The 23,643-nt window shown below is 44.7% G+C and carries 26 protein-coding genes and 2 pseudogenes; 24 read left to right on the plus strand and 4 right to left on the minus strand.

Annotation, left to right across the window (positions count from 1 at the left end; translation table 11 throughout):
• Positions 1-126 precede the first annotated feature (126 nt).
• The 17 genes and pseudogenes from rpsJ to PPIS_RS16300 all read left to right on the plus strand — a co-directional run bounded on the left by rpsJ (position 127) and on the right by PPIS_RS16300 (position 12,761).
• A complete protein-coding gene (gene rpsJ / locus PPIS_RS16220) occupies positions 127-438 on the plus strand; it encodes a 30S ribosomal protein S10 (protein ID WP_010376390.1) in 312 nt (103 codons plus the stop codon).
• 27 nt (positions 439-465) lie between these two features.
• Positions 466-1,101, plus strand: coding sequence for a 50S ribosomal protein L3 (gene rplC / locus PPIS_RS16225; protein WP_010376387.1), 636 nt, complete (start codon positions 466-468; stop codon positions 1,099-1,101).
• 17 nt (positions 1,102-1,118) lie between these two features.
• Positions 1,119-1,721: a 50S ribosomal protein L4 gene (gene rplD, locus PPIS_RS16230; protein ID WP_010376385.1), complete on the plus strand. Its 603-nt coding sequence runs from the start codon at positions 1,119-1,121 to the stop codon at positions 1,719-1,721.
• Positions 1,718-2,020 (plus strand): 50S ribosomal protein L23, encoded by a 303-nt coding sequence (gene rplW, locus PPIS_RS16235; RefSeq protein ID WP_010376382.1) that lies wholly within the window; start codon positions 1,718-1,720, stop codon positions 2,018-2,020. The genes rplD and rplW overlap by 4 nt, the downstream gene beginning before the upstream one ends.
• 17 nt (positions 2,021-2,037) lie before the next feature.
• Positions 2,038-2,862, plus strand: a complete 825-nt coding sequence (gene rplB, locus PPIS_RS16240) for a 50S ribosomal protein L2 (protein WP_010376379.1) — start codon at positions 2,038-2,040, stop codon at positions 2,860-2,862.
• Positions 2,863-2,878: 16 nt separating this feature from the next.
• The gene (rpsS, locus tag PPIS_RS16245; protein WP_010376377.1) at positions 2,879-3,157 is read left to right on the plus strand and encodes a 30S ribosomal protein S19; all 279 of its coding nucleotides are present in this window, start codon (positions 2,879-2,881) and stop codon (positions 3,155-3,157) included.
• A 12-nt stretch (positions 3,158-3,169) separates the two neighbouring features.
• Positions 3,170-3,502, plus strand: coding sequence for a 50S ribosomal protein L22 (rplV, locus tag PPIS_RS16250; RefSeq protein ID WP_010376375.1), 333 nt, complete (start codon positions 3,170-3,172; stop codon positions 3,500-3,502).
• A gap of 12 nt (positions 3,503-3,514) precedes the next feature.
• Positions 3,515-4,216, plus strand: a complete 702-nt coding sequence (gene rpsC, locus PPIS_RS16255; protein ID WP_010376374.1) for a 30S ribosomal protein S3 — start codon at positions 3,515-3,517, stop codon at positions 4,214-4,216.
• Between the two features lie 13 nt (positions 4,217-4,229).
• Positions 4,230-4,643 (plus strand): 50S ribosomal protein L16, encoded by a 414-nt coding sequence (rplP, locus tag PPIS_RS16260; protein ID WP_010376373.1) that lies wholly within the window; start codon positions 4,230-4,232, stop codon positions 4,641-4,643.
• Complete coding sequence (rpmC, locus tag PPIS_RS16265; protein WP_010376372.1) at positions 4,643-4,834, plus strand: 50S ribosomal protein L29; 192 nt, start codon at positions 4,643-4,645, stop codon at positions 4,832-4,834. The genes rplP and rpmC overlap by 1 nt, the downstream gene beginning before the upstream one ends.
• Positions 4,834-5,091, plus strand: a complete 258-nt coding sequence (rpsQ, locus tag PPIS_RS16270) for a 30S ribosomal protein S17 (RefSeq protein WP_010376371.1) — start codon at positions 4,834-4,836, stop codon at positions 5,089-5,091. Before rpmC ends, rpsQ (PPIS_RS16270) begins: the two co-directional genes overlap by 1 nt.
• Positions 5,092-5,238: 147 nt before the next feature.
• Complete coding sequence (rpsQ, locus tag PPIS_RS25805) at positions 5,239-5,541, plus strand: 30S ribosomal protein S17 (RefSeq protein WP_010376370.1); 303 nt, start codon at positions 5,239-5,241, stop codon at positions 5,539-5,541.
• A 147-nt stretch (positions 5,542-5,688) separates the two neighbouring features.
• Positions 5,689-5,991, plus strand: a complete 303-nt coding sequence (gene rpsQ / locus PPIS_RS25810; protein ID WP_010376370.1) for a 30S ribosomal protein S17 — start codon at positions 5,689-5,691, stop codon at positions 5,989-5,991.
• A gap of 147 nt (positions 5,992-6,138) precedes the next feature.
• Positions 6,139-6,441: a 30S ribosomal protein S17 gene (rpsQ, locus tag PPIS_RS25815; RefSeq protein WP_010376370.1), complete on the plus strand. Its 303-nt coding sequence runs from the start codon at positions 6,139-6,141 to the stop codon at positions 6,439-6,441.
• A gap of 147 nt (positions 6,442-6,588) precedes the next feature.
• Positions 6,589-6,891: a 30S ribosomal protein S17 gene (gene rpsQ, locus PPIS_RS25820; protein ID WP_010376370.1), complete on the plus strand. Its 303-nt coding sequence runs from the start codon at positions 6,589-6,591 to the stop codon at positions 6,889-6,891.
• Positions 6,892-7,252: 361 nt separating this feature from the next.
• Positions 7,253-9,205, plus strand: a complete 1,953-nt coding sequence (locus PPIS_RS16295; protein ID WP_026345609.1) for a HAMP domain-containing methyl-accepting chemotaxis protein — start codon at positions 7,253-7,255, stop codon at positions 9,203-9,205.
• A gap of 97 nt (positions 9,206-9,302) precedes the next feature.
• Positions 9,303-12,761: pseudogene (locus PPIS_RS16300) on the plus strand (PAS domain-containing hybrid sensor histidine kinase/response regulator).
• A 4-nt stretch (positions 12,762-12,765) separates the two neighbouring features.
• Here the strand turns inward: PPIS_RS16300 and PPIS_RS16305 are convergent.
• Positions 12,766-13,431: a response regulator transcription factor gene (locus PPIS_RS16305; RefSeq protein WP_010376367.1), complete on the minus strand. Its 666-nt coding sequence runs from the start codon at positions 13,429-13,431 to the stop codon at positions 12,766-12,768.
• Positions 13,432-13,528: 97 nt separating this feature from the next.
• Entirely contained in the window at positions 13,529-15,811 is a 2,283-nt protein-coding gene (locus PPIS_RS16310; RefSeq protein ID WP_010376365.1) for a TonB-dependent receptor, read from the minus strand.
• A gap of 248 nt (positions 15,812-16,059) precedes the next feature.
• On the opposite strand from PPIS_RS16310, the gene PPIS_RS16315 reads away from it, so the two are divergent.
• From PPIS_RS16315 to PPIS_RS16335, 5 genes are read left to right on the plus strand one after another with little or no spacing between them, the layout of a single operon-like run.
• A complete protein-coding gene (locus tag PPIS_RS16315) occupies positions 16,060-17,364 on the plus strand; it encodes a GntP family permease (protein WP_010376363.1) in 1,305 nt (434 codons plus the stop codon).
• Between the two features lie 15 nt (positions 17,365-17,379).
• Complete coding sequence (locus tag PPIS_RS16320) at positions 17,380-18,558, plus strand: E22 family MetX-like putative esterase (RefSeq protein WP_010376362.1); 1,179 nt, start codon at positions 17,380-17,382, stop codon at positions 18,556-18,558.
• A gap of 13 nt (positions 18,559-18,571) precedes the next feature.
• Entirely contained in the window at positions 18,572-19,327 is a 756-nt protein-coding gene (locus PPIS_RS16325; protein WP_010376360.1) for a 3-hydroxybutyrate dehydrogenase, read from the plus strand.
• 8 nt (positions 19,328-19,335) lie between these two features.
• Positions 19,336-20,040: a CoA transferase subunit A gene (locus tag PPIS_RS16330; protein ID WP_010376359.1), complete on the plus strand. Its 705-nt coding sequence runs from the start codon at positions 19,336-19,338 to the stop codon at positions 20,038-20,040.
• Entirely contained in the window at positions 20,040-20,699 is a 660-nt protein-coding gene (locus PPIS_RS16335; protein WP_010376358.1) for a 3-oxoacid CoA-transferase subunit B, read from the plus strand. The genes PPIS_RS16330 and PPIS_RS16335 overlap by 1 nt, the downstream gene beginning before the upstream one ends.
• Before the next feature lie 163 nt (positions 20,700-20,862).
• Here the strand turns inward: PPIS_RS16335 and PPIS_RS25825 are convergent, their stop codons facing one another.
• Positions 20,863-21,042: a hypothetical protein gene (locus tag PPIS_RS25825; protein ID WP_019647515.1), complete on the minus strand. Its 180-nt coding sequence runs from the start codon at positions 21,040-21,042 to the stop codon at positions 20,863-20,865.
• 223 nt (positions 21,043-21,265) lie between these two features.
• On the opposite strand from PPIS_RS25825, the gene PPIS_RS16350 reads away from it, so the two are divergent.
• A complete protein-coding gene (locus PPIS_RS16350) occupies positions 21,266-21,922 on the plus strand; it encodes a hypothetical protein (RefSeq protein WP_010376356.1) in 657 nt (218 codons plus the stop codon).
• A gap of 85 nt (positions 21,923-22,007) precedes the next feature.
• Here PPIS_RS16350 and PPIS_RS16355 read toward each other — a convergent pair whose 3' ends face one another.
• Positions 22,008-22,655, minus strand: a complete 648-nt coding sequence (locus PPIS_RS16355; RefSeq protein ID WP_010376354.1) for a DUF2959 domain-containing protein — start codon at positions 22,653-22,655, stop codon at positions 22,008-22,010.
• 120 nt (positions 22,656-22,775) lie between these two features.
• On the opposite strand from PPIS_RS16355, the pseudogene PPIS_RS24925 reads away from it, so the two are divergent.
• Positions 22,776-23,609 (plus strand): annotated as a pseudogene (locus tag PPIS_RS24925) (virulence factor BrkB family protein); the annotation flags it as partial.
• Positions 23,610-23,643 lie beyond the last annotated feature (34 nt).

Raw genomic sequence — 23,643 nt, forward strand, 5'->3', positions numbered from 1 at the left:
AGGAACTCCAATTGTGAGTTCAACGGTAGAAATAAATTAACAACCGACTTCTCAGGAATAATTGAGTTAGTCTCGGTCGTTTTTTTATGCTCTTTTTAAATGCTCTTTTTATTTTGAGGTTTAAGAATGTCAAATCAACGCATTCGTATTCGCCTAAAAGCTTTTGACCACCGTTTGATTGACCAATCAACGGCGGAAATCGTGGAAACAGCGAAGCGCACTGGTGCACAGGTTCGTGGTCCAATCCCACTACCTACGCGCAAAGAACGTTTCACAGTATTGATCTCTCCGCACGTAAACAAAGACGCGCGTGATCAGTATGAAATCCGCACCCACAAACGTCTGATCGACATCGTAGAACCAACTGACAAGACTGTAGACGCTCTAATGCGCCTAGACCTTGCTGCTGGTGTTGATGTTCAAATCAGCCTGGGTTAATCGGAAGATTAGAGAGGTTTTAGGAAAATGGCATTAGGTCTAGTCGGTCGTAAAGTGGGTATGACACGTATCTTCACTGAAGATGGTGTATCTATCCCTGTGACAGTTATCGAAGCGACTCCTAACCGTGTTACGCAGATCAAATCTGACGCAACTGACGGTTATAACGCGCTTCAAGTTACTGCAGGCGAGAAAAAAGCAAGCCGTGTAAACAAACCAGCAGCGGGTCACTTCGCTAAAGCTGGCGTTGAAGCGGGTCGCGGCCTGTGGGAATTCCGTCTTAACGGCGGTGAAGGTGAATTTGAAGTAGGTTCAGAGCTAACTGTTGAACTTTTCACTGAAGTGAAAAAAGTAGACGTTACTGGTACTTCAAAAGGTAAAGGTTTCCAAGGTGGTGTTAAGCGCTGGAACTTCAGCATGCAAGACGCAACTCACGGTAACTCTCTATCTCACCGTGCTCCTGGTTCAATCGGTCAAAACCAGTCTCCTGGTAAAGTTTTCAAAGGTAAGAAAATGGCCGGTCAAATGGGTAATGTTCGTTCAACGACACAGAACCTTGAACTAGTACGTGTTGACGCAGAGCGTAACTTGCTTTTAGTTAAAGGTGCAGTACCTGGCGCTATCGGCGGTGACGTTATCGTTAAACCAGCTGTTAAAGCATAAGTCCTGGAGATTTAGTGATGGAATTAGCAATTAAAGGCGCTGGCGCGCTTGAAGTTTCCGAAGCTACTTTTGGACGTGAGTTTAACGAAGCATTGGTACACCAAGTAGTTGTTGCTTATGCAGCAGGTGCTCGCCAAGGTACTCGTGCTCAATTGACACGTTCTGAAGTACGCGGTGGTGGTAAGAAACCATTCCGCCAAAAAGGTACTGGCCGTGCACGTGCTGGTACAATCCGCAGCCCAATCTGGCGCAGCGGTGGTGTGAGCTTTGCAGCTAAGCCGCAAGATCACAGCCAAAAAGTTAACCGTAAAATGTATCGCGGTGCGATCAAGAGCATTCTTTCTGAGCTTGTTCGTCAAGATCGTCTAGTAGTTGTTGAAAACTTTGGTCTAGAAGCACCAAAGACTAAAGAACTAGTAGCTAAGCTTAAAGAACTTGAGCTTAAAGACGTACTAATCGTGACTGAAGAAGTAGATGAGAATCTATTCCTTTCTGCACGTAACCTGTACAAGGTTGACACGCGTGACGTAGCTGGCATCGACCCAGTAAGCCTAATCGCTTTCGATAAGGTTCTGATTACTGCTGCTGCTGTTAAGCAACTTGAGGAGGCGCTAGCATGATCCGTGAAGAACGTCTTTTAAAAGTAATCCTTGCTCCACACATCTCTGAGAAGAGCACTGTATCTGCTGAAGAAAACAATACTATCGTTTTCAAAGTAGCTAAAGATGCAACTAAAGCTGAAGTTAAAGCAGCTGTAGAAAAGCTTTTCGAAGTAGAAGTAACTGGTGTTCGCACTCTAAATGTTAAGGGTAAGACAAAGCGTACTGGTATGCGTTTTGGCCGTCGTAGCGATTGGAAAAAAGCATACGTTACTCTTAAAGAAGGTAGCGAGCTAGACTTTGTCGGCGGCGCCGAGTAATAAGGGGAGTTAGAATTATGGCACTTCAAAAGTGTAAACCAACTTCTGCGGGTCGTCGTCACGTCGTTAAAGTGGTTAACCCTGATCTACACAAGGGTAAGCCTTACGCTCCGCTATTAGAGAAAAACTCTAAATCAGGTGGTCGTAACAACAACGGTCGTATCACGGTTCGTCACATCGGTGGTGGTCATAAGCAACACTACCGTGTAATCGACTTTACACGCACAAAAGATGGCATTCCAGCTAAAGTTGAGCGTCTAGAGTACGATCCAAACCGTAGCGCAAACATCGCTCTTGTATTATATGCAGACGGTGAGCGTCGTTACATTATTGCACCTAAGGGTCTTAAAGCAGGTGATGCAATCCAATCTGGTGTTGATGCACCAATCAAGGTTGGTAACACACTACCTATGCGTAATATCCCTGTAGGTTCTACTGTACACAACGTTGAACTTAAACCTGGCAAAGGTGCACAAATTGCACGTTCTGCTGGTGCTTACGTACAGATCCTTGTTCGTGAAGGTCAATACGTAACACTACGTCTTCGCTCTGGCGAAGTTCGTAAGGTTGAGTCTGATTGTCGTGCGACTCTTGGCGAAGTAGGTAACGCAGAACACATGCTACGTTCACTAGGTAAAGCTGGTGCAAATCGTTGGCGTGGTATCCGTCCTACAGTTCGTGGTGTTGCCATGAACCCGATTGACCACCCACACGGTGGTGGTGAAGGTCGTACTTCTGGTGGTCGTCACCCTGTATCTCCATGGGGCGTACCTACTAAAGGTTACAAGACTCGTAAGAACAAGCGTACTGATAAGTTTATCGTACGTCGTCGTACTAAATAATAGTTGAGGAATTGCCATGCCACGTTCTCTCAAGAAAGGTCCATTTATTGACCTACACTTGCTGAAGAAGGTAGAGAAAGCGTTGGAAAGCGGTGACAAGAAGCCAATTAAAACTTGGAGCCGTCGTTCAATGATCATACCTAACATGATCGGATTGACCATCGCTGTCCATAATGGTCGTCAGCACGTTCCTGTGTTCATCACAGACGAAATGATCGGTCACAAACTGGGTGAATTTGCACCTACACGTACTTACCGCGGTCACGCTGCGGATAAGAAAGCTAAGAAGCGTTAATCGGAGGGTATGATGGAAGCATTAGCTAAACACAAATTCGCCTCTGGTTCGGCGCAGAAAGCACGTCTAGTGGCAGATCAGATCCGTGGACTTCCGGTTGATCGCGCGCTAGAAATCCTGGCGTACAGCCCGAAGAAAGCGGCTGTATTAGTTAAAAAAGTACTTGAGTCTGCTATCGCGAACGCGGAGCACAACGAAGGTGCTGACATTGATGAGCTTAAAGTGGCTAAAGTATTTGTAGACGAAGGTCCTACAATGAAACGTATTATGCCACGTGCTAAAGGACGCGCAGACCGCATCCTTAAGCGTACAAGCCACATCACTGTTGTGGTATCGGATAGCTAGGAGATATAAGTAATGGGACAAAAAGTTCATCCTACTGGTATTCGCCTAGGTATCTCAAAGCCTTGGGTATCTACTTGGTACGCGAATACAAAAGATTTCTCTGAACAGCTTTTTGGCGATCACAAAGTACGTCAATACCTTACTAAGGAATTGAAAAGTGCTTCTGTAGCTAAGATCGTTATCGAGCGTCCAGCTAAATCAATCCGTGTAACAATTCACACAGCTCGTCCTGGTGTTGTTATCGGTAAAAAAGGTGAAGATGTTGAAAAGCTTCGCCAAGCTGTAACTAAGCTTGCTGGTGTACCTGCGCAAATCAACATCGCAGAAGTACGTAAGCCAGAGCTAGATGCACAGTTAGTTGCTGACGGTATCTCTTCTCAGCTAGAGCGTCGTGTTATGTTCCGTCGTGCTATGAAGCGCGCAGTACAAAACGCAATGCGTCTAGGCGCGAAGGGTATCAAAGTTGAAGTAAGCGGCCGTCTTGGCGGTGCTGAAATCGCACGTTCTGAGTGGTACCGTGAAGGTCGTGTACCTCTACACACTCTACGTGCTGATATCGACTACGCAACTTCAGAAGCTTTGACCACTTACGGTATCATCGGTGTTAAGGTTTGGATCTTCAAAGGCGAAGTAATTGGTGGTCTTCCACTAGTTCAAGAGCAAGAGAAGCCAGCTAAACGTGCGCCGAAGAAAGCTAAAAAAAGTGCTAAGTAAGAGGTAGCGACTAATGTTACAGCCAAAACGTACAAAATTCCGTAAGGTACACAAAGGCCGCAACCGTGGTCTGGCTACCAGCGGTAACAAAGTTAGCTTCGGTTCTTTCGGCTTGAAAGCGACTGGCCGTGGCCGTATGACTGCTCGTCAAATCGAAGCAGCTCGTCGTGCTATGACACGTCACGTCAAGCGTCAAGGTAAAATCTGGATCCGTGTATTCCCAGATAAACCAATTACAGAGAAACCGCTTGAAGTTCGTATGGGTAAAGGTAAAGGTTCTGTTGAATACTGGGTTGCTGAAATTCAGCCTGGTAAAGTACTTTACGAGATGGAAGGTGTTTCAGAAGAGCTTGCTCGTGAAGCATTCGACCTAGCTGCTCGTAAATTACCTTTCAAAACAACATTTGTAACTCGGACGGTAATGTAATGAAAGCTAGCGAACTTAAAGACAAAAGCGTAGAAGAGCTAAATGCTGAACTTCTAGAGCTTCTTCGTGAGCAGTTCAACCTGCGCATGCAAGCGAGCACTGGTCAGCTAGCTCAAACTCACGAGCTTAAGAAAGTACGTCGCAATATTGCGCGTGTGAAAACGGTTATCAACCAGAAGGCAGGTGCATAATGAGCGATAAGATCCGTACTGTACAAGGTCGTGTAGTTAGCGACAAAATGGACAAGTCAATCGTTGTTGCTATCGAGCGTCAGGTTAAACACCCGATCTACGGTAAGTTCATCAAGCGTACAACTAAGTTGCACGCACACGATGAAAACAACACAGCACTAGCAGGTGACGTCGTGACTATTCGCGAATGTGCGCCAATCTCTAAGAAAAAATCTTGGACGCTAGTTGACGTGATTGAACGTCCTAAGAAAGCTTAATTTTAGTTTTTAACTAAATTAGACTTTTATAAAGCCCCGGCATCTGCTGGGGCTTTTGCGTTTCTGGATAATTTTTATAAATAGCTATCGAACGTCAGGTTATACCAATTTGTTTAATTAAGTGGTCTATTTTGAGGCGAGAAAATCTTGTCGATAACAAGGCAAAAATTTTGCTATTTAGTTGTTCTAAATGAGAAATTTTTAACGCTGTTAGCGTCAGATTTACTCCTTCAAATTGAGCAAGTATTAAGTCAAATTGGTATTAAGCACCCGATCTACGGTACTCTTTATAGAAAGAAAGCATCAAGCGTACAACTAAGTTGCACGCACACGATGAAAACAACACAGCTACTCACAGGTGACGTCGTGACTATTCGCGAATGTGCGCCAATCTCTAAGAAAAAATCTTGGACGCTAGTTGACGTGATTGAACGTCCTAAGAAAGCTTAATTTTAGTTTTTAACTAAATTAGACTTTTATAAAGCCCCGGCATCTGCTGGGGCTTTTGCGTTTCTGGATAATTTTTATAAATAGCTATCGAACGTCAGGTTATACCAATTTGTTTAATTAAGTGGTCTATTTTGAGGCGAGAAAATCTTGTCGATAACAAGGCAAAAATTTTGCTATTTAGTTGTTCTAAATGAGAAATTTTTAACGCTGTTAGCGTCAGATTTACTCCTTCAAATTGAGCAAGTATTAAGTCAAATTGGTATTAAGCACCCGATCTACGGTACTCTTTATAGAAAGAAAGCATCAAGCGTACAACTAAGTTGCACGCACACGATGAAAACAACACAGCTACTCACAGGTGACGTCGTGACTATTCGCGAATGTGCGCCAATCTCTAAGAAAAAATCTTGGACGCTAGTTGACGTGATTGAACGTCCTAAGAAAGCTTAATTTTAGTTTTTAACTAAATTAGACTTTGATAAAGCCCCAGCATCTGCTGGGGCTTTTGCGTTTCTGGATAATTTTTATAAATAGCTATCGAACGTCAGGTTATACCAATTTGTTTAATTAAGTGGTCTATTTTGAGGCGAGAAAATCTTGTCGATAACAAGGCAAAAATTTTGCTATTTAGTTGTTCTAAATGAGAAATTTTTAACGCTGTTAGCGTCAGATTTACTCCTTCAAATTGAGCAAGTATTAAGTCAAATTGGTATTAAGCACCCGATCTACGGTACTCTTTATAGAAAGAAAGCATCAAGCGTACAACTAAGTTGCACGCACACGATGAAAACAACACAGCTACTCACAGGTGACGTCGTGACTATTCGCGAATGTGCGCCAATCTCTAAGAAAAAATCTTGGACGCTAGTTGACGTGATTGAACGTCCTAAGAAAGCTTAATTTTAGTTTTTAACTAAATTAGACTTTTATAAAGCCCCGGCATCTGCTGGGGCTTTTGCGTTTCTGGATAATTTTTATAAATAGCTATCGAACGTCAGGTTATACCAATTTGTTTAATTAAGTGGTCTATTTTGAGGCGAGAAAATCTTGTCGATAACAAGGCAAAAATTTTGCTATTTAGTTGTTCTAAATGAGAAATTTTTAACGCTGTTAGCGTCAGATTTACTCCTTCAAATTGAGCAAGTATTAAGTCAAATTGGTATTAAGCACCCGATCTACGGTACTCTTTATAGAAAGAAAGCATCAAGCGTACAACTAAGTTGCACGCACACGATGAAAACAACACAGCTACTCACAGGTGACGTCGTGACTATTCGCGAATGTGCGCCAATCTCTAAGAAAAAATCTTGGACGCTAGTTGACGTGATTGAACGTCCTAAGAAAGCTTAATTTTAGTTTTTAACTAAATTAGACTTTGATAAAGCCCCAGCATCTGCTGGGGCTTTTGCGTTTCTGGATGTATGTTTGAGCGCAACGAAGATGGTTGGTTATTACCTCTATATACATATTTGTTCCAGAGTAGATAGTTTTATCACAGTGCTGGACGTAATGCGTCGCTCCTTATTCAACAAGCCAATCATAAATATGGAGCATTAAGGATCGTTACTTTACTTTGTTCGATTTCTAATCGGTACATTTCTTTACTAAATCAAAAAACACGACAATGATTATTGTATTAAATACAAGCTAATAGTTTTGGCATCTATGAATGCTGATGGGCTTATCTATAAATACAATGTCAGGTGCTTTTATGCTTTCTAAGTTAAGGTTAAGCCAACAATTATCTACTTCATTTGGAGTAATGATTGTACTTATGGTTGCACTCTCTAGCGTCGCTTATGTTGGATTGAATGGCGGTTATAGTAATTTTGTTGAGTATCGCTCTTTGGCAAGGGCTAGCAATCTAGCAAGTACATTAGAAGCGAATTTGCTCTCACTTAGGATCAATGTGCTGAATTATTTGAAGCAGCAATCAAAAGACGATATTGAACAATTTGAACAGAAGGTAAGGCTTTTACATGATGAACTAGCGGAAGCCAAGGAGGCTCTTAGTCAAAAAGAAAGCAAGCAGCTTATTGAGAAAAGTAAAACAGCTTTGGTTACATATGAAACTGCTTTTAGAGACATTATGGCACTTTATGGTCGTAGAAATACTGTGGTTCATGACGGGCTGGATAAAATAGGCCCTCAAATGCGCAAGAATATTTCGCAATTAATAGAATCTAGCATTGATATGAGTGACTTTGAAGGACTTGCCGCTGCTACACATATGCAGGAAAAGCTGCTGCTAGGAAGACTTTTCGTAACGAAATTCTTAGTGAGTAACCAGTTAAATGACTACAACAGAGCCATGGATGAACTAAAGCAAGAGAAGATGTTTCTAACTCAGTCTAAGTCTAGGTTTATGAATGAAAATGCAAAAAATTTACTGCTTGATATAGAACAATCAGGAGAACGCTACTTAGATGGAGTGAGAGAAGTACAAGATATTATCACAGAGAGAAATCGACTGATTACCGAAGTACTAAATATTAATGGTCAAAATATCGCAGAGCATTTGGCACGTGTGAAAGAATCGATCAAGGAAAGGCAGGATGAATTGGGCCCCATAGCTCAAACTGAGAGTAGGAAGACAGTAACAATTATTATTGCAGTATCTGTTGTGGTAATTTTGTTAGGCTGCTTTTTAAGTTGGTATATCACACGACTAATCAAAGCCCCTATTGGTGGGGAGCCAAAAGAAATCGCGGAAGTGGCATCAAGGATTGCCAGTGGCGACCTCACTATACAATTTGACAGAGGGGAATCAGTCAGCGGTATTTATTTGGCAATGCGTGATATGGCTGACAAACTAAAAGCCATCATTGCAGAAATTCAAAGCTCTACACATGCACTATCTTCCTCGTCAGAAACGCTTAGTGCTATCACCGCCCAGTCCAAACAAGGGGCGGACAACCAAATGGAGCAACTCAGTCATAGTGCTGTTTCGATGAATGAAATGGCTGCCACGATTGCTGAGATAACCCAAAGTGCTCAACTCGCAGCGGATGCCGCAACCGATGCGGATTCTCAATCTAATTCAGGTGTTCAAGTTGTCGTTGCAACACAGCAAGCAATGGAAGGTCTAGTGGGTAAAATAGAAAATGTTAGCCAGACCATTGAGAATCTTGAACAAGAAACAGAGTCGGTAGGTTCTATTTTGGATGTCATCAGGGGTATAGCGGAGCAAACTAATCTGTTAGCGCTCAACGCAGCAATTGAAGCTGCAAGGGCTGGTGAACAAGGGCGTGGCTTTGCCGTAGTGGCAGATGAGGTGAGAAGCCTTGCGAGTCGCACCCAAAAGAGCACGGACGAAATTCAAGAGATGATCTCTAAGTTGCAAAATGAAGCGAAGCGCTCCGTTGGCATGATGCGAGAGAACGTTAAAGATGCTAAAGATACAGCGGACAAGTCGGCGAAAACGGATGAAGTGTTACAAGCGATTTCTTCATCTGTGAGTACGATTAAAGATATGAATCTACAAATAGCCAGTGCTTCTGAGGAACAAAATACGGTTACACAGCAAATTTCGCAAAGTGTGACAGAAATCAGCGAAACCGCGCAAGAGACTGCAACGGGAGCGGAGCGGGCATCAGAGGAAGCGTTATCACTGTTGTCTTTATCCCGCGCACTAGATAAGTCGGTGAGCAGTTTTAGATTATAAGTGATGATACCAAGCATTGGGGGATAGCACTAAAGTGTGCTGTCTTTTTACTGTACAGCCGTTATGCTAGAGCAAACAATAAAAAATCATCACAGTTATGTTTTCTATCGGGCTGATCAGTCTTATTGCGCTGCTATATTTAGCGCTTTTATTTACCATTGCATGGGGCGCAGATAGGGCGAGTACTAAATTTAGATCTTATCGCGCCAAGCAAGTCACCTATGCCTTGTCACTAGGGGTGTATTGCACTTCTTGGGCGTTTTTTGGTACTACCGCGCAAGCGGCAAATAATGGCTGGTGGCTTGCCCCAACTTATGTTGGCACGATTTTACTGTTTATATTTGGTTGGCAAGTCTACACACGAATTGCTGAAATATGCCGCCAGCAGCAGCTCACTTCCATGGCGGACTTTATAGCCACTCGTTACGGTAATTCTTCTAGTTTGTCTGGACTCATTTCTCTGATCTCTGTTATTGCGGTCGTGCCTTATATTGCCCTTCAGCTCAATGCTACCAGCGCCAGTATCGGTATGCTAACAAGCGACACTCAGCGGGTGAGTGTCGCGTTTTGGCAGGATAGTACTTTTTACATCACCTTGCTGTTAGTCCTTTTTGCTATTTTGTTTGGCACACGTAGGCTAAGACCGAGTGAGTATAACCCGGGATTGATGACTGCCATCGCCTTTGAGTCATTAGTTAAGTTGCTGGCGTTTATTGCTGTCGGTGTTTATGTCTGTTTTGTGCTCTTTGAATCGCCCACTCACTTATTTAACCAAGCGGAGCTGCAGGGAATTACCAAGCAAATAGAGGCATCGGCTAGCCCAACCTATGTTTATTTAGTCCATGTTCTTTTAGGGGTATTGGCAACGCTTTGTTTACCGAGGCAGTTTCATACCTCTTTTATTGAATATGATGAACAAAACCAATTTAAGACCGCACGCTGGTTATTTCCCGTTTATTTGTTGTTGATTAATTTGTTTATTTTGCCAATCGCCTACGCCGGACTGGTGTATTTTAATGGTCAAGATGTTGGCTACGATACGTTTGTGCTCGCCTTACCACTGGGATCTGACGCACCGTTAGTCGCTTTGATAGCCTTTTTAGGAGGGTTCTCTGCGGCGACGAGCATGGTGATAGTCTCAGCCATCGTGCTATCTATCATGATCACCAATGACTTTATCAATCAATTTTTGTTGCGCCGCTCGCAGTTAAATTCGAGCCATCGGGGTTTATCTAAGTTTAATCTGCTCAATGCTCGACGGGTGGTCATTGTTGGCATTTTATTACTGAGTTATGCCAGTCATCGCGTGCTTGCTGAGGGCAACACGTTGGCCAATATGGGGCTCATGTCATTTGCCTTGGTTGCGCAGTTTGCGCCCGCGATGGTGGTTGGTTTATGGTGGCGTGGGGCTTCATGCTTAGGCGCGCAATTGGGGATTGTGACAGGGTTTGCTATTTGGTTTTACACGCTGTTGTTACCGAGCCTCATTAGTGGCTTTAACTTCGAAAGTCACTGGTTGAGTGCAGGACCTATGAATATCATATGGTTAGCGCCTTTAGATTTTTTGGGTCTGGGGTTAGACAGTACGAGCCAGTCCGTCCTGATCTCTTTAAGTGCAAATTTGTTGGTTTATTTGCTGGTGCCGTTTATTTCATCTGCACGTCTTGCTGAGCGCTTACAAAGCAATAAATTTGTAATGCCGTCCAAATCTGCACAATCCGCAAACACGGTATTGAGTTACCAAGACTTGGCAACATTACTGCAGCGCTTTAGCGAGCAAGCACGTGCGCAGCAGCTTGTTGAGCTTCATTTTCCTAAAGAGCCTGCAAACTGGAAACAGCCAGCGCCATTGCAAGTTGAAAATATGATCGAGCGGGAGATGTCGACGCTCGTTGGAGGGGCATCTGCGAAACTGATTTTAGATGTCGCCAAAGATGAAAAACGCCAGCCTTTAGAGCAAGTTGCAGAATTTGTCGATGAAGCGTCACAGGTGCTACGTTTTAATCGCGACTTACTGCAGTCGACGATATAAAACGTCAGTCAGGGGATAAGTGTAGTAGATAGCCAACTGCAATTGGTCGCTTGGAACCAGCGCTACGCAGAAATGTTTAATTATCCAGACAATGCGTTGTTTATCGGGCGTCCTGTGGCTGAGCTTATTCGTTACAATGCGCAGCGTGGACTATTTGGTGATGCCGATGTCGAGCAGCAAGTAGAGAAGCGTCTATCACATTTACGACGAGGCAATGCGTATCGCTACCGTCGAGAGCACCATGATGGCCGAGTGTTTGAAATGCAAGGAAACCCATTACCAGGAGGTGGATTTGTAACGACCTATACGGATATCACCGAGTTTGTAAAACAACAATCCTTACTAGAGCAAGTTAATGTAAACCTAGAAGAAACGGTCGCGGCAAGGACCAAAGAGTTGATAGACGCCAACCGTGCTTTATCTTCTGCGAAACGCCAAGCGGAGCATGCAACGGAGAGTAAGGCCCGCTTTTTCGCCGCAGCGAGTCATGATCTGTTACAGCCATTCAACGCAGCGAGCCTGTTTTGCTCATTGATGAGTGAAAAGGCCCAAGGGACCGACTTAGCTGAGCTTTCGCAAAGCATCAAAAGTTCATTGGCAAGTGCTGAAGAACTGTTGTCGAGCATTCTTGAGCTCACAAAGTTAGAGGCTGGGGCATTTAAGGTTAATCGCTCGCGCTTTGCGTTGTCGTCACTGCTGGAACCATTGGAAAATGAATATGGGGCAGTAGCAAAAGACAAAGGATTAGCGTTTGCAGTGCGGGTTTGTGATGTCATGCTCTACACCGATAAAGCACTGCTAAAAAGGGTATTGGGAAACTTACTGAGCAACGCTATCCGTTACACTGAGTCTGGTACGGTAAGACTTATCGCTGAATGTCAGGGGGGGAGTGTTTCTATCATTGTTGAAGACACTGGAGTGGGCATTGCAAAGCAAGATCAGGACGCCATATTTCAAGAGTTCAAACAGCTCCACAGTAAAGAGCTGGCGCAGGGGTTAGGGCTCGGGCTTGCTATCAGTAAACGGATATGCGAAGTGTTGGAAATTCCCATCACCCTTGGCTCACAACTTAATAAAGGCACCCAATTTACCTTAACACTACCAAGTTATGGGAAGCAGACGGATCAAATGGCCGAAGTAACCGCTGATAAACTCAGCGGTGATTCGCAACTATCGGGTCTGTCTATTTGGTTGCTCGATAATGATGCCAATGCACTTAATGCATTATCTCAAGTGTTACTGAGTTGGGGATGCCAAGTAGCTGTGGCGCGAGATGAAGCAGAGCTTAGTGCGCTGCAAGCAACGAGTCGGGCAGATATGCTGATCGCAGATTATCAGCTTGATCATGGTGTCACTGGACTTGAGGTAATAGCAGCGCTTGAGCTTGATGATATGCCAATCATTATTAATACGGCTAACCATGACGAGGCCATCCGCGAGCGAGTGAGTGATGCAGGGATCCCATTACTCTATAAACCACTTAAAACGCCAGCTCTAAAGCGCATGATTAAGCGACTAATCTAGTTGTTTATGTGCTCGCTTCATCGTCGAGATGTACATCCGTAGCCAGCTGATTAAAGAGGATCCCAGCTTGGGTGCGGTTATACACATTGAGCTTTTTTAAAATAGCTGAAACATGCTGTTTGATGGTGGTCTCTTGAATCGACATTGCATACGCAATCTGCTTATTCAAAAGGCCATCGGCAATCATCGTTAATACTCGATATTGCTGGGGAGTTAGTTTTTCTAAATTACGTGCAAATTGTGCTTGTTCGCTGTCATTTTCAGGCGCGATATCTACGATTTCGGGTAACCAAGTTTCTCCTTCTATAACGAGCTTGATGGCATCACTGATCAACTCTAGAGAGGACGATTTGGGAATATAAGCGCTTGCCCCGAGGGCAATGCATTGGCTAATAATGGCTGCCGATTCGTTGGCTGAAACCATGATCACTAATATGTCAGGGTATTGATTTCTTAACCGGGCAAGACCTTCGAGACCTTTCGCACCAGGAATAGATAAGTCCAAAAATACTAGCTCTGTCTCAGGATGCGCGAGCAACATCTCGAATAAGCTGTCTAAGGTACTGGCTTCTTTGATGGGTTCATGACCAATCGCTTGTGCAGCGGCTTGTTTGAGTGCGCTGCGAAATAATGGGTGGTCATCAGCGATGATTGCTTGCACCTGAGACATCCTTAACTAACTCCTAGTATCCGTTGTTATAGGGTATTTCCGAAACTACATCAAGTGATTGAGATAGCGAGGCTCCCTTACAGCCTCGCTTGCGGTGCTAAAAACGATAACCCACGGTAAGCGAAACGGTTCTTGGGTCGCCAAAGTAGCCTATTAAGGTATTATCACCACCAAGCCCCGGCGTATATTTACTCACATTACTCGGATCGCTTGGGTCTGGTGTCACGAACTGATAGCCTCCTATCATATATTCTTCATCGGTCAGGTTTTTCCCATGAAGACCAACACGCCAATTGCCATCTGCGCTATACCAATTAATACTCAGATTAACTAAACCATAGCTATCCTGCGTCAGTAGGCTATCTTCCTCAAATAAAACATAATCACCACGATGGTAGTAGCTGGCATTGAACACCCAGTCGCCAATATCACTGTAGAGTTTGTATGTCGCCCCAAGGTTAAAAGTTAAATCAGGGGTGTTAGAAATACTAAAGCGGTCAGATTTGTCAAATGTCGCCCCCGTGTCTGGGTTAGTATCGAGTACCTCTTCGAAGTCGCTGTCTATATATCCTATCGCGGCGTCAAAACTCAGCGCTTCGGTAGCGACATAGCTCAGCTCGGCTTCAATACCATTTGCTGTCGACTTACCAATGTTGCCAAGTCGTTGGTTTAGATCGGCAGAAGTTGCACCGGGCAACACGGAAATATATTGGCGGTCTTTGTGATCTAATGTGAATAGTGTGATATTGGCTCTCAGATTATCGTGCCACTCGCTTTTCATACCGATTTCGAATGAATCTACGATTTCAGGGTCTGCAGCAGGCTCCGCGGTGCTGGCTCTGGGGTTGAAGGTACCAGATTTAAACCCTTGAGCGTAGCTGGCGAAGAACATGATATCGCGGTTGTATTGATATTCCACTCCCACTCTTGGCGTAAACCGTGACCAATCTTCTTCATCATCAAGCACTGACGGTACGAGCTCACCTGCAGGGCGTGTATAACCTGGGATCCAATTTGATTCGGGATACACGACATCAAAGACCAAACCGTTGCTGACTTGTGCCTCTTTGCTGTCTTTAGTGTAACGAGCGCCCAATGTGAGCGACCACTGCTCTGCTAAATCAATGGTGCCTTGAATATAGGCGGCTTTACTATTTGAGTTGTTACAGCCACTAACTTCTCGCGTAAGACCGGGGGCACCTAAGCTTTGTCCTAACACTTCCAAAATTGCTTGGAATTGGCCGCATGACTCGCCATCGTAATAATATAGACCTGAGACAAATTTATAGCCATTACCTGCATGGCTTAGTTGTATCTCATGCGTGGTTTGTTCGTCATCATAAATGGCGGGTACATCAAAAATCCGCAGTGGCGTATTATCAAAGTCGATATTAGTCGGGGAGTAACTCTCTCGGCTAGCACCGATGTATTTTATTGTGGTGGCGTCAGAAAGATCCCAGCGAGCGGTCAAACTATATCCCTCAAGTTCGACTTTATTCCAGGTTGGCATACTGGTGTAAGAATCAAATACGCTGTCAGGCACGGGGGCGTCAGTCAGTAAGCTCGGCAACAAGCGATAACCTCCTTTAGAGTTGGAGTCATCGTCGGTTTTATCCCATGCTAAACGGAAGAACAAATCATCGCTTGGACGATATTCCAAGGTTAACCGCGCAGCTTGAATTTCTTTATTGTAGTTTTCTTTATCTTGGCCGGGTAGCGTTGAAACCTTGAATTCACCAAAGCCATCTCGATTCAAAGTGGCAAAGCCATAACCTAAGTAGAGCGTGTCTTCCACGAGCGGCAGTTGACCTGTGATCTTAAGATCGCGTTGATTATAACTACCAACCGTTCCCTCCACGTTAAATGTCGCATCGCCAGACATTTCCTTAGTGACATATTTTATTGCGCCACCAATGGTGTTTTTGCCGTATAAAGTTCCTTGCGGTCCTCGTAGTACTTCAATCTGTTGTACATCAAGGAGGTCGAGTACAGCCCCTTGCGGCCTTGCTAAATAAATGTCATCGACGTAAATGCCGACACCAGGTTCATAACCCCACAATGGGTCTTGTTGCCCGACACCACGAATAAAGGCAGTGAGGGTGGAGTTAGTGCCACGGCTAGCTTGAAGCGTGGTATTGGGTGAAAACTGCTGGACTTCAGAGAGGACCGAAATGCCATTTTCAAGTAGATCGGTTTCACCGATAGAAGTCACTGCAACTGGAACGGTTTGAAGGTTTTCTACCGTCTTACGCGCCGTGACTTCAATGCGTTCTAGCTTGCCTTCTGATTGTGTTGCTTGTTCTGCTGCCGCTGGGCTGACTTGAGTTGCGAGTGTAATAGCCAACGCGATAGCTGAATATCTAGGTTGGTAAATGTTCATCCTGTGGTCCCTATTATTGTCATTTTGGGTGCTTGTTGTCACACCAAAGCATAGGGGAGTTGTAAAGTTTTTCTATTAGTACCTTAGTACTAATGCCTTGATACGCTAGGATTAACACGGGGTGTAGGGCTTCTATAACCTTAGTACTATGGTTTTTATTGCGCCTGCACGCCACACTGATATTCATCAACAGTATGCCCAACACATCAACTTATAACGGGCATTAATAACAATAAAAGGAAGCCCTTATGCTCAGTATGCTTGGACTGGCAGGAGGACTTGGCCTGCTTATTTGGCTAACTCTCCGTGGCGTAAACTTGTTTATCGCAGCTCCACTGTGCGCTTTATTGGTCGCATTAACGAGTGGCGTTGCGCTATTTCCCACAGAAGCTGTCGAAAGCAGCTTTCTTACACTTTATATGGATGGCTTTGCTGGCTTTTTGAGTGCTTGGTTTTTCATGTTTTTGCTTGGCTCTTTGTTCGGTAAGTTCATGGAAGACAGCGGTGCTGCCGACAGCGTGGCACGCTATATTGTCGACAAGTTAGGTATGAAACATGCGGTATTAGCGGTGGTGATTGCCTGTGCTGTGTTAACGTATGGCGGCGTCAGTGTTTTTATTGTCGCTTTCTCTGTCTATCCTATGGCGCTTAGCTTATTTAAAGATGCCAATTTACCAAGGCGCTTTATTCCCGCAACTCTGGCCTTCGGCTCAGTCACCTTTACCATGACTTCGGCAGGCTCCCCTGAAATCCAAAACTGGATCCCAATAAAATATTTGGGTACCTCACCTTATGCAGCTTGGGAAGTCAGTCTAGTGGTCGCCACATTTATGGCCATTATGGGTTATTGGTGGTTGAAAAAGATGATAGCCAAAGCGGTGGCAAATGGTGAGCACTTTGAGGCGAAAGAAGATGACCCTGAAATCCATGAACGTAACTATCCTCATCCAATCACTGGTGTACTGCCTTTAATCGTGGTGTTGATTTTATCTTTTACACTTCATGATGTGCTGCAGCAAAGTGCACTCATTGTAGCGTTGCTAGGCGGTGTACTCAGTATTGTCGCGATTAACTTTAAGCATTTTCACAACATGGGAGCCGCGATTAACTTAGGTACAACAGGTGCGCTAGTTGCTATCGGTAATACCAGTGCGGTAGTGGGTTTTGGTGCGGTAGCAAAAAACACCGAGGCATTTCAATTAGCGGTCGAGATGATGACACAGATGCCGGGTAATGAGTTACTTGGCGCCGCGGTGGCGGTAAGTGTAATAGCCGGTTTAACCGGTTCGGCATCCGGTGGGCAAGCCATTGCGTTACCTTTAGTGGCGCCGCACTACATCGATGCAGGTGTCAACCCAGAACAATTACATCGTGTTGTCGCTATTAGCTCAGGCGCTTTGGATACCTTACCGCACAACGGTTATGTGGTCACAACCATTCGCGCTATCTGTAAAGAAACACATCAACGAGCATATTGGTCCATGGCTGCGTTGACTGCGGTTGTACCGCTGGTGGGGGTTGCCCTCGCATTAACCCTATTCATCTTATTTTAACGGAGAGATACAGCAATGAAGCGGATTTTCCTGTTACTTTTGTTCGTTGCCAGCAATATTGTCTATGGCAGTGAGACAAACAAACCTATGCTGGTTGAAAAGCGGGCATTTACACTCGCGCATTTTACTACAGAGTCTGGAGTCAGCATTCCTGACGTTAAGGTCGGCTGGGAAAGCTATGGCAAGTTAAATGCCGACAAAAGCAATGCAATTTTGATCACGCATTTCTTTTCTGGCACATCTCACGCCGCGGGCAAGTATCGAGAGTCTGACGTATTGGCAGGTTACTGGGATGCCATTATCGGCCCGGGTAAAGCGATAGATACTAATAAATACTTTGTGATAAGCGCAGATACTTTGGTCAATGCAAACTGGCATAGTAAAGATGTGATCACGACGGGCCCAGCTTCCATTAATCCGAAGACGGGCAAGCCTTATGGCTTGGATTTTCCCGTGGTGACCATCGGTGATTTTGTTGAAGTACAAAAGCAACTATTGGATAGCTTAGGTATCGACAAACTACATGCAGTGATGGGCGCGTCTATGGGATCTTTCCAAGCGTTAGAATGGTCGGTGCGTTATCCGGAAAAAGTGTCACGTTTAATTCATGTGATTGGCGCGGCAAAGATGGATGCTTGGACCGTTGCGGCGTTAGAGAAATGGGCTTTACCTATTCGACTTGATCCAAATTGGCAGGGCGGGGACTACTACGACGGGGAAAGGCCGCTTGCTGGACTGACTGCCACGATGCTTAATATTACTCAAGACGCGATGCACCCCGCTATTTACAACGCCAGTTTTCCAGACTTTATTGTGCTTGATCCCAAAGCAAAACAAGATATTCGTCAGCTTCCTAAACTCAGCCAAACGCTAGCCACGCGCGCACGAGCGAGGGCTGAAACGCAAGATGCGAATTCAATCTTGTATTTAGTCCGCGCCTCGCAACTATATACCGCAGGCATGCAAGGTAATTTTGATAGCGCTATCGATAAAATCACAGCAAAGGTTTTGTTGATGCCTGCAAGCAATGACTTGTTATTAAGGCCTGAGCCCATTCGTAAGTTAGCAGAAACCCTTAAAGCCAAGAATAAAGACGTGCAAATTACAGAGATAGAAGGCGTTTGGGGGCATTTAGACGGTATTTTTTCAATTCAATCACAGGCTGACACCATTGCTCAGTTCTTAGCAAAATAATCAAGGAGTGACGATGAAGACGGCGTTGATCACAGGGGCTGCAAGTGGCATTGGTCGCTATATCGCGATGGCCCTGAGCAAACAAGGTTACAGCTTATTGCTCGTAGATTTGAACTTAGCGCAAGCACAGACGGTAGCCGAGTCTATCGTCAGTGACGGAGGAAATGCACAAGCGTTTGCGCTCAATATCGCTAATAAGCAAGACATTGCTGACTTTGTCCGTCAGCACGATAACATTGATGTGCTTATCAATAACGCAGGCGTGCAACATGTTGAAGCACTGGAGCATTATCCAGAAGATAAATGGCAATTGCTGCAAGACGTGATGCTAACAGGCCCGGCCATGTTGTGTAAGGCGGTATTGCCGCATATGCGTAAAGGAGGCTTTGGTCGCATCGTCAATATTGGTTCTATCCATGCTTTAGTCGCTTCTAAATATAAGTCTGCTTATGTCGCTGCAAAACATGGGTTGATGGGATTTGGTAAAGTATTGGCGCTGGAAACCGCAGACTGCGATATCACCGTGAACACCATTTGCCCCGCTTATGTAAAAACCCCATTGGTAGAACAGCAAATTACCGCGCAAGCGAAACAGCATGGGATCAGCGAAGATGAAGTGATAAACAATATCATGTTGGCACCAATGCCGAAAAAGGCGTTTATAGGGTTGGATGAGATTGCTCATGCTGTCAATTTTTTACTCGCAAATGAGTCACGCAACATTACTGGCCAAGCCATTGTGCTTGACGGCGGCTGGACAGTGCAATAGGAGGAATGATGGCTGGTTTTGATAAGGTAGTCGTAAGCTACGAAGAAGCAATGGCAGGACTGTGTGATGGCATGACCGTGATTGCAGGGGGCTTTGGTTTGTGCGGGATCCCTGAAGGTTTGATAAGCCAAATACGCCACATGGGCACAAAGGACTTAACCGTGGTTTCTAATAACTGTGGAGTAGACGGATTTGGTTTAGGGATTTTGCTTGAGGACAAGCAGATCCGCAAAATGGTGGCTTCCTATGTGGGAGAAAACGCCTTGTTTGAGCAGCAGTTATTGAGCGGTGTATTGGAAGTTGAATTAACCCCGCAAGGGACACTTGCAGAAAAAATGCGCGCAGGTGGAGCCGGGATCCCCGCTTTTTACACCGCAACAGGCGTTGGTACACCCGTTGCTGAGGGTAAAGAGGTAAAAACGTTTGGTGATAGAGAATATATTTTAGAGCCGAGTATTACGGGAGACTTTGCCATTGTAAAAGCGTGGAAAGCAGACCGTTTTGGCAATTGTGTTTATCGCCACACCGCCATGAACTTTAATCCAATGGCTGCAACGGCTGGAAAAATTACCGTCGTTGAAGTGGAAGAAATTGTAGAGCCCGGCGAAATCGAACCGAGCCAAATTCATACCCCCGGAATTTATATCGACAGAGTGATTCTAGGGCAGTTTGAAAAACGCATCGAAAAACGTACTGTGAAGGAGCAAGCATAATGGCATTAACCAGAGAGCAAATGGCCATGCGAGTGGCACAGGAATTAAGAGATGGGTTTTATATCAACCTTGGCATTGGGATCCCCACGCTGGTGGCCAATTATGTGCCACAGGGCATGGATGTGATGCTGCAATCGGAAAATGGTTTATTAGGCATGGGCGCTTATCCGACCGAGCAGGAAGTGGATGCGGATATGATCAATGCGGGTAAGGAAACCGTTACGGCCCGTACGGGAGCCGCCATTTTTAGTTCGGCAGAAAGCTTTGCAATGATCCGTGGTGGTCATGTGGACCTGACGGTGCTTGGCGCTTTTGAAGTAGATCAGCAAGGTAATCTTGCCAGCTGGATGATCCCAGGTAAGCTTATCAAGGGCATGGGTGGCGCGATGGATCTTGTCGCTGGGGCTAAAAATATAATTTGCACCATGACGCATGCGAATAAACAAGGCGAGTCCAAGCTGCTACAGCACTGCAGTTTACCGCTCACCGGCGTAAACTGTATCAATAAGATAGTAACCGATCTTGCGCTGCTTGAAGTCAAAGAGGGTGCATTTCATTTACTTGAGCGAGCTCCAGGTGTTAGCGCCTCGGAAATTCAAGCCAAAACCGCAGGCATGTTGATTTGCCCAGATGACGTACCGGAGATGGTGTTTAGTTAGGATTGAGCTAAAGCTGAGTTACCACGCTATGCACGCAGCTGGCTGTAACGCGAGCTGCGCTACATTTGTCATTCTGCGCTGCTGTCACAAGGTGGCTTGTAATCAACATACCTTCTCAGTTATCTAAAAGTCCTATTTTTCCCCTTAATTATCGCTCAGCTGCTTAGTATGAAGAAAATGCACTTTTATCTAGGGCCTGTTGACCTTTGCTGTTTGATTTTTGTTCTCCTGAGTGTGTTTTGGTCGCGACGCTCGACTTGCCGCCTAGTGATCTAGGCAAAAGTTGAGCAACAATGAACAAGGCGCACTCAGGTGAACCCAAAGGGCAGCGCTTGATTAGCATTTCTACTTTGTTATCGCCTGACTCACATAGAACAACTATGCTACGCAGGCTCTGCCTTGTATAAATACCAATCAAACTGCTGCAAAAACAAACTTGAAAGATAAACAGGCCCTAGTACTTTATTATTGATTTTGGTTACGATTTGTCACATAATTTGCGCCGCGTTTCAACGCGCTCTCAGCTGGGTTGTCGAGAGTTAATAATCACGTAAAGGAACTATATAATGACAAAAAATATCGTGCGTTTAGCACTAGCCTCTCTATTTACTATCTCTTTGACTGCTTGTGTTTCAACTTCTACTGAGGTTAAACAAAATATGGCATATGAATTTCCAATCACACTCTCAGCTCAACAACCTGTATTGATATTCCCGGTTTCGCTACATGGTGTTCCAGGAAACGACCGTGAAGTGGGTTTAGCAATTACCGCTGGCGTAACGGGAAAACATGGTGCGTCTGTTGTTTCAAGTCAACAGTTATATGATGTGGTTGGTAACTTGTCTTGGACTGTGGGTGAAAACATGCGTAGACATGTTAATCAAGGTAATTATGCACTTACAGGTTCGGCTCAGCGCATTGCAGATGATCTTACAGGTGCAATACAAAAGCTGACTAAGACGCTAAAGTCGACAGGAGTGATCAAAGATAAAGGGTTTAACTTTAACAGAGTGATCGTACTGCATGTTGATAGTTCTGGTGGGATCCCAGTACCGGGTGTAAATCGTGTAACGGCATTTGGCGGGATCATTGATTTGGAGAATCAAGCTGTAGTGTCTTACATAGAAAAAGACTTGGTACTGGCTGATGGATATGATGCTGTATTGGCGCAAATGCCAATGGAAATGAATGGCATCATTGAAGATCTTATCAATAAAGGTTAAGCGTCTGGCTTTACAAACAAAATGACCACGATATCAGGAGGCAATTTCCTGATATCGTGAGATTTATCCTCGCTGATGCTATCTGTTACGCTCTACGTGCATTCATCTCAGCAATAAACTTGTTCGAATCTTCAATAGAACGGTTCATATCTGCGATTAGGGCGCTAATATCACGCTTTAACCCCGTAAACTCACCTTTAATAGCGCTTACCGCTTGTGCATTTAAGTTGTGTTTAAGGTACAGCACATTATCTTGTAGTGAGTCGAGCACGGGCTGCATTTTGGCTTCACTGCTGCGCATTGAGCGAAGTAAGCGTTCAAATTGGCGTTGTGTTTGGCTTAATTGCTTAGCACTCTCGCGTTTTAAGTTTGCACTCGAATATTGCTCAAGTTCATCTTGCCATTCGTCAAATAGCGCATTAGCCACGTCTTCCACTTTGTCTATATTGCTACTTACTTCAGCTGCGGCGGCAAGGGATGATTGGTAGTCATCGTTAAGTAGGTTATAGGCTTCTTGTAATTCACCACCGTTAAAATTAATTAAGGTGGTGAGTCTTTCCAATGCCGATTGAAACTCTTTTTGTGATTCCTCTTGGGACTCCTTGGTTTCTTCGACACGATCAACCAATATCTCGCGTTTATGCACACCAAACTTTTCCATGGTGGCGTAATAGGCACTTTGGCAGCCAGTAACGAGTAAAAGTAACACTGCGCTTAAGGTGAGTTTCTTCATTTGCACTCCCGGGCTCTAGAAGGTCAATAATCAGTAAGTGGCCACGTGACCATTTAGCACTATAAATTATGGCGGGGATTGTTATGATGTGTAAAGTGATCCATGAATATTAACTTGATTATGATGCAAAGAATAACCGAAATGAAGGTCGTAGCACTGCGATTCTTACATTCTCAGCCTAGCTGGTGGCGCCGCTATAGTAAGCGGTGTATTGAGGACCAGATCACGGTCAACGCGGGCTATTTAGCGTATGTCACACTGTTATCGTTAGTCCCCTTAATTGCGGTTGGTGTAGCCATTTTTTCGGCGTTTCCTGGATTTGAAGATACGCGTTTTGCAATTGAAAACTTTGTGTTCAATAACTTTGTGCCAACATCGACGGACACCATTAAAGAGCACATCAGTGCGTTTACTGGCAACGCGAATAAGATGACAGCTGTGGGGGTGAGCTTCTTGGCCGTCGTGGCTTTGTTACTTATTCGTAATGTTGACACCACACTAAACCGAATTTGGCGAGTGAAGCAAAAGCGTCCATTGATGATTTCGTTTGCAATTTATTGGATGGTGCTCACGCTTGGCCCTGTGCTATTGGGCGCGAGTATTGGTATGACATCTTATATCGTTTCTTTAGTGACATTTGCCGATCAAGGGATCCCAGGATTTAGTGGTGCACTAATTAAGATGTTGCCCTATTTAATTTCTATGGTTGGCTTCATCATGCTCTATACTTTAGTACCAAATACCAGTGTGTCATTTCGAGCCGCGGTTCCTGGCGCTTTGTTTGCAGCTTTGTTATTCGAGCTAACGAAAAAAGGCTTTGCATTATACATTAGCCATTTTCCCTCATACGAAGTTATCTATGGGGCGCTCGCAACAGTACCTATTCTTTTTGTTTGGGTATATTTATCTTGGATAGTGGTGTTGTTAGGCGCAGAGTTTACTGTGTGCTTAACCCAAGATATGGAAGCCGCAGGACTAGATACAAGCT

The sequence above is a fragment of the Pseudoalteromonas piscicida genome (assembly GCF_000238315.3).
GTDB lineage: Bacteria > Pseudomonadota > Gammaproteobacteria > Enterobacterales > Alteromonadaceae > Pseudoalteromonas > Pseudoalteromonas piscicida.

Bases quoted from the DNA above. Each gene is read 5' to 3' on its own strand.
- rpsJ (WP_010376390.1), top strand. From the start codon at position 127: ATGTCAAATCAACGCATTCGTATTCGCCTAAAAGCTTTTGACCACCGT.
- rplC (WP_010376387.1), top strand. From the start codon at position 466: ATGGCATTAGGTCTAGTCGGTCGTAAAGTGGGTATGACACGTATCTTC.
- rplD (WP_010376385.1), top strand. From the start codon at position 1,119: ATGGAATTAGCAATTAAAGGCGCTGGCGCGCTTGAAGTTTCCGAAGCT.
- rplW (WP_010376382.1), top strand. From the start codon at position 1,718: ATGATCCGTGAAGAACGTCTTTTAAAAGTAATCCTTGCTCCACACATC.
- rplB (WP_010376379.1), top strand. From the start codon at position 2,038: ATGGCACTTCAAAAGTGTAAACCAACTTCTGCGGGTCGTCGTCACGTC.
- rpsS (WP_010376377.1), top strand. From the start codon at position 2,879: ATGCCACGTTCTCTCAAGAAAGGTCCATTTATTGACCTACACTTGCTG.
- rplV (WP_010376375.1), top strand. From the start codon at position 3,170: ATGGAAGCATTAGCTAAACACAAATTCGCCTCTGGTTCGGCGCAGAAA.
- rpsC (WP_010376374.1), top strand. From the start codon at position 3,515: ATGGGACAAAAAGTTCATCCTACTGGTATTCGCCTAGGTATCTCAAAG.
- rplP (WP_010376373.1), top strand. From the start codon at position 4,230: ATGTTACAGCCAAAACGTACAAAATTCCGTAAGGTACACAAAGGCCGC.
- rpmC (WP_010376372.1), top strand. From the start codon at position 4,643: ATGAAAGCTAGCGAACTTAAAGACAAAAGCGTAGAAGAGCTAAATGCT.
- rpsQ (WP_010376371.1), top strand. From the start codon at position 4,834: ATGAGCGATAAGATCCGTACTGTACAAGGTCGTGTAGTTAGCGACAAA.
- PPIS_RS16295 (WP_026345609.1), top strand. From the start codon at position 7,253: ATGCTTTCTAAGTTAAGGTTAAGCCAACAATTATCTACTTCATTTGGA.
- PPIS_RS16305 (WP_010376367.1), bottom strand. From the start codon at position 13,431: ATGTCTCAGGTGCAAGCAATCATCGCTGATGACCACCCATTATTTCGC.
- PPIS_RS16310 (WP_010376365.1), bottom strand. From the start codon at position 15,811: ATGAACATTTACCAACCTAGATATTCAGCTATCGCGTTGGCTATTACA.
- PPIS_RS16315 (WP_010376363.1), top strand. From the start codon at position 16,060: ATGCTCAGTATGCTTGGACTGGCAGGAGGACTTGGCCTGCTTATTTGG.
- PPIS_RS16320 (WP_010376362.1), top strand. From the start codon at position 17,380: ATGAAGCGGATTTTCCTGTTACTTTTGTTCGTTGCCAGCAATATTGTC.
- PPIS_RS16325 (WP_010376360.1), top strand. From the start codon at position 18,572: ATGAAGACGGCGTTGATCACAGGGGCTGCAAGTGGCATTGGTCGCTAT.
- PPIS_RS16330 (WP_010376359.1), top strand. From the start codon at position 19,336: ATGGCTGGTTTTGATAAGGTAGTCGTAAGCTACGAAGAAGCAATGGCA.
- PPIS_RS16335 (WP_010376358.1), top strand. From the start codon at position 20,040: ATGGCATTAACCAGAGAGCAAATGGCCATGCGAGTGGCACAGGAATTA.
- PPIS_RS25825 (WP_019647515.1), bottom strand. From the start codon at position 21,042: ATGCTAATCAAGCGCTGCCCTTTGGGTTCACCTGAGTGCGCCTTGTTC.
- PPIS_RS16350 (WP_010376356.1), top strand. From the start codon at position 21,266: ATGACAAAAAATATCGTGCGTTTAGCACTAGCCTCTCTATTTACTATC.
- PPIS_RS16355 (WP_010376354.1), bottom strand. From the start codon at position 22,655: ATGAAGAAACTCACCTTAAGCGCAGTGTTACTTTTACTCGTTACTGGC.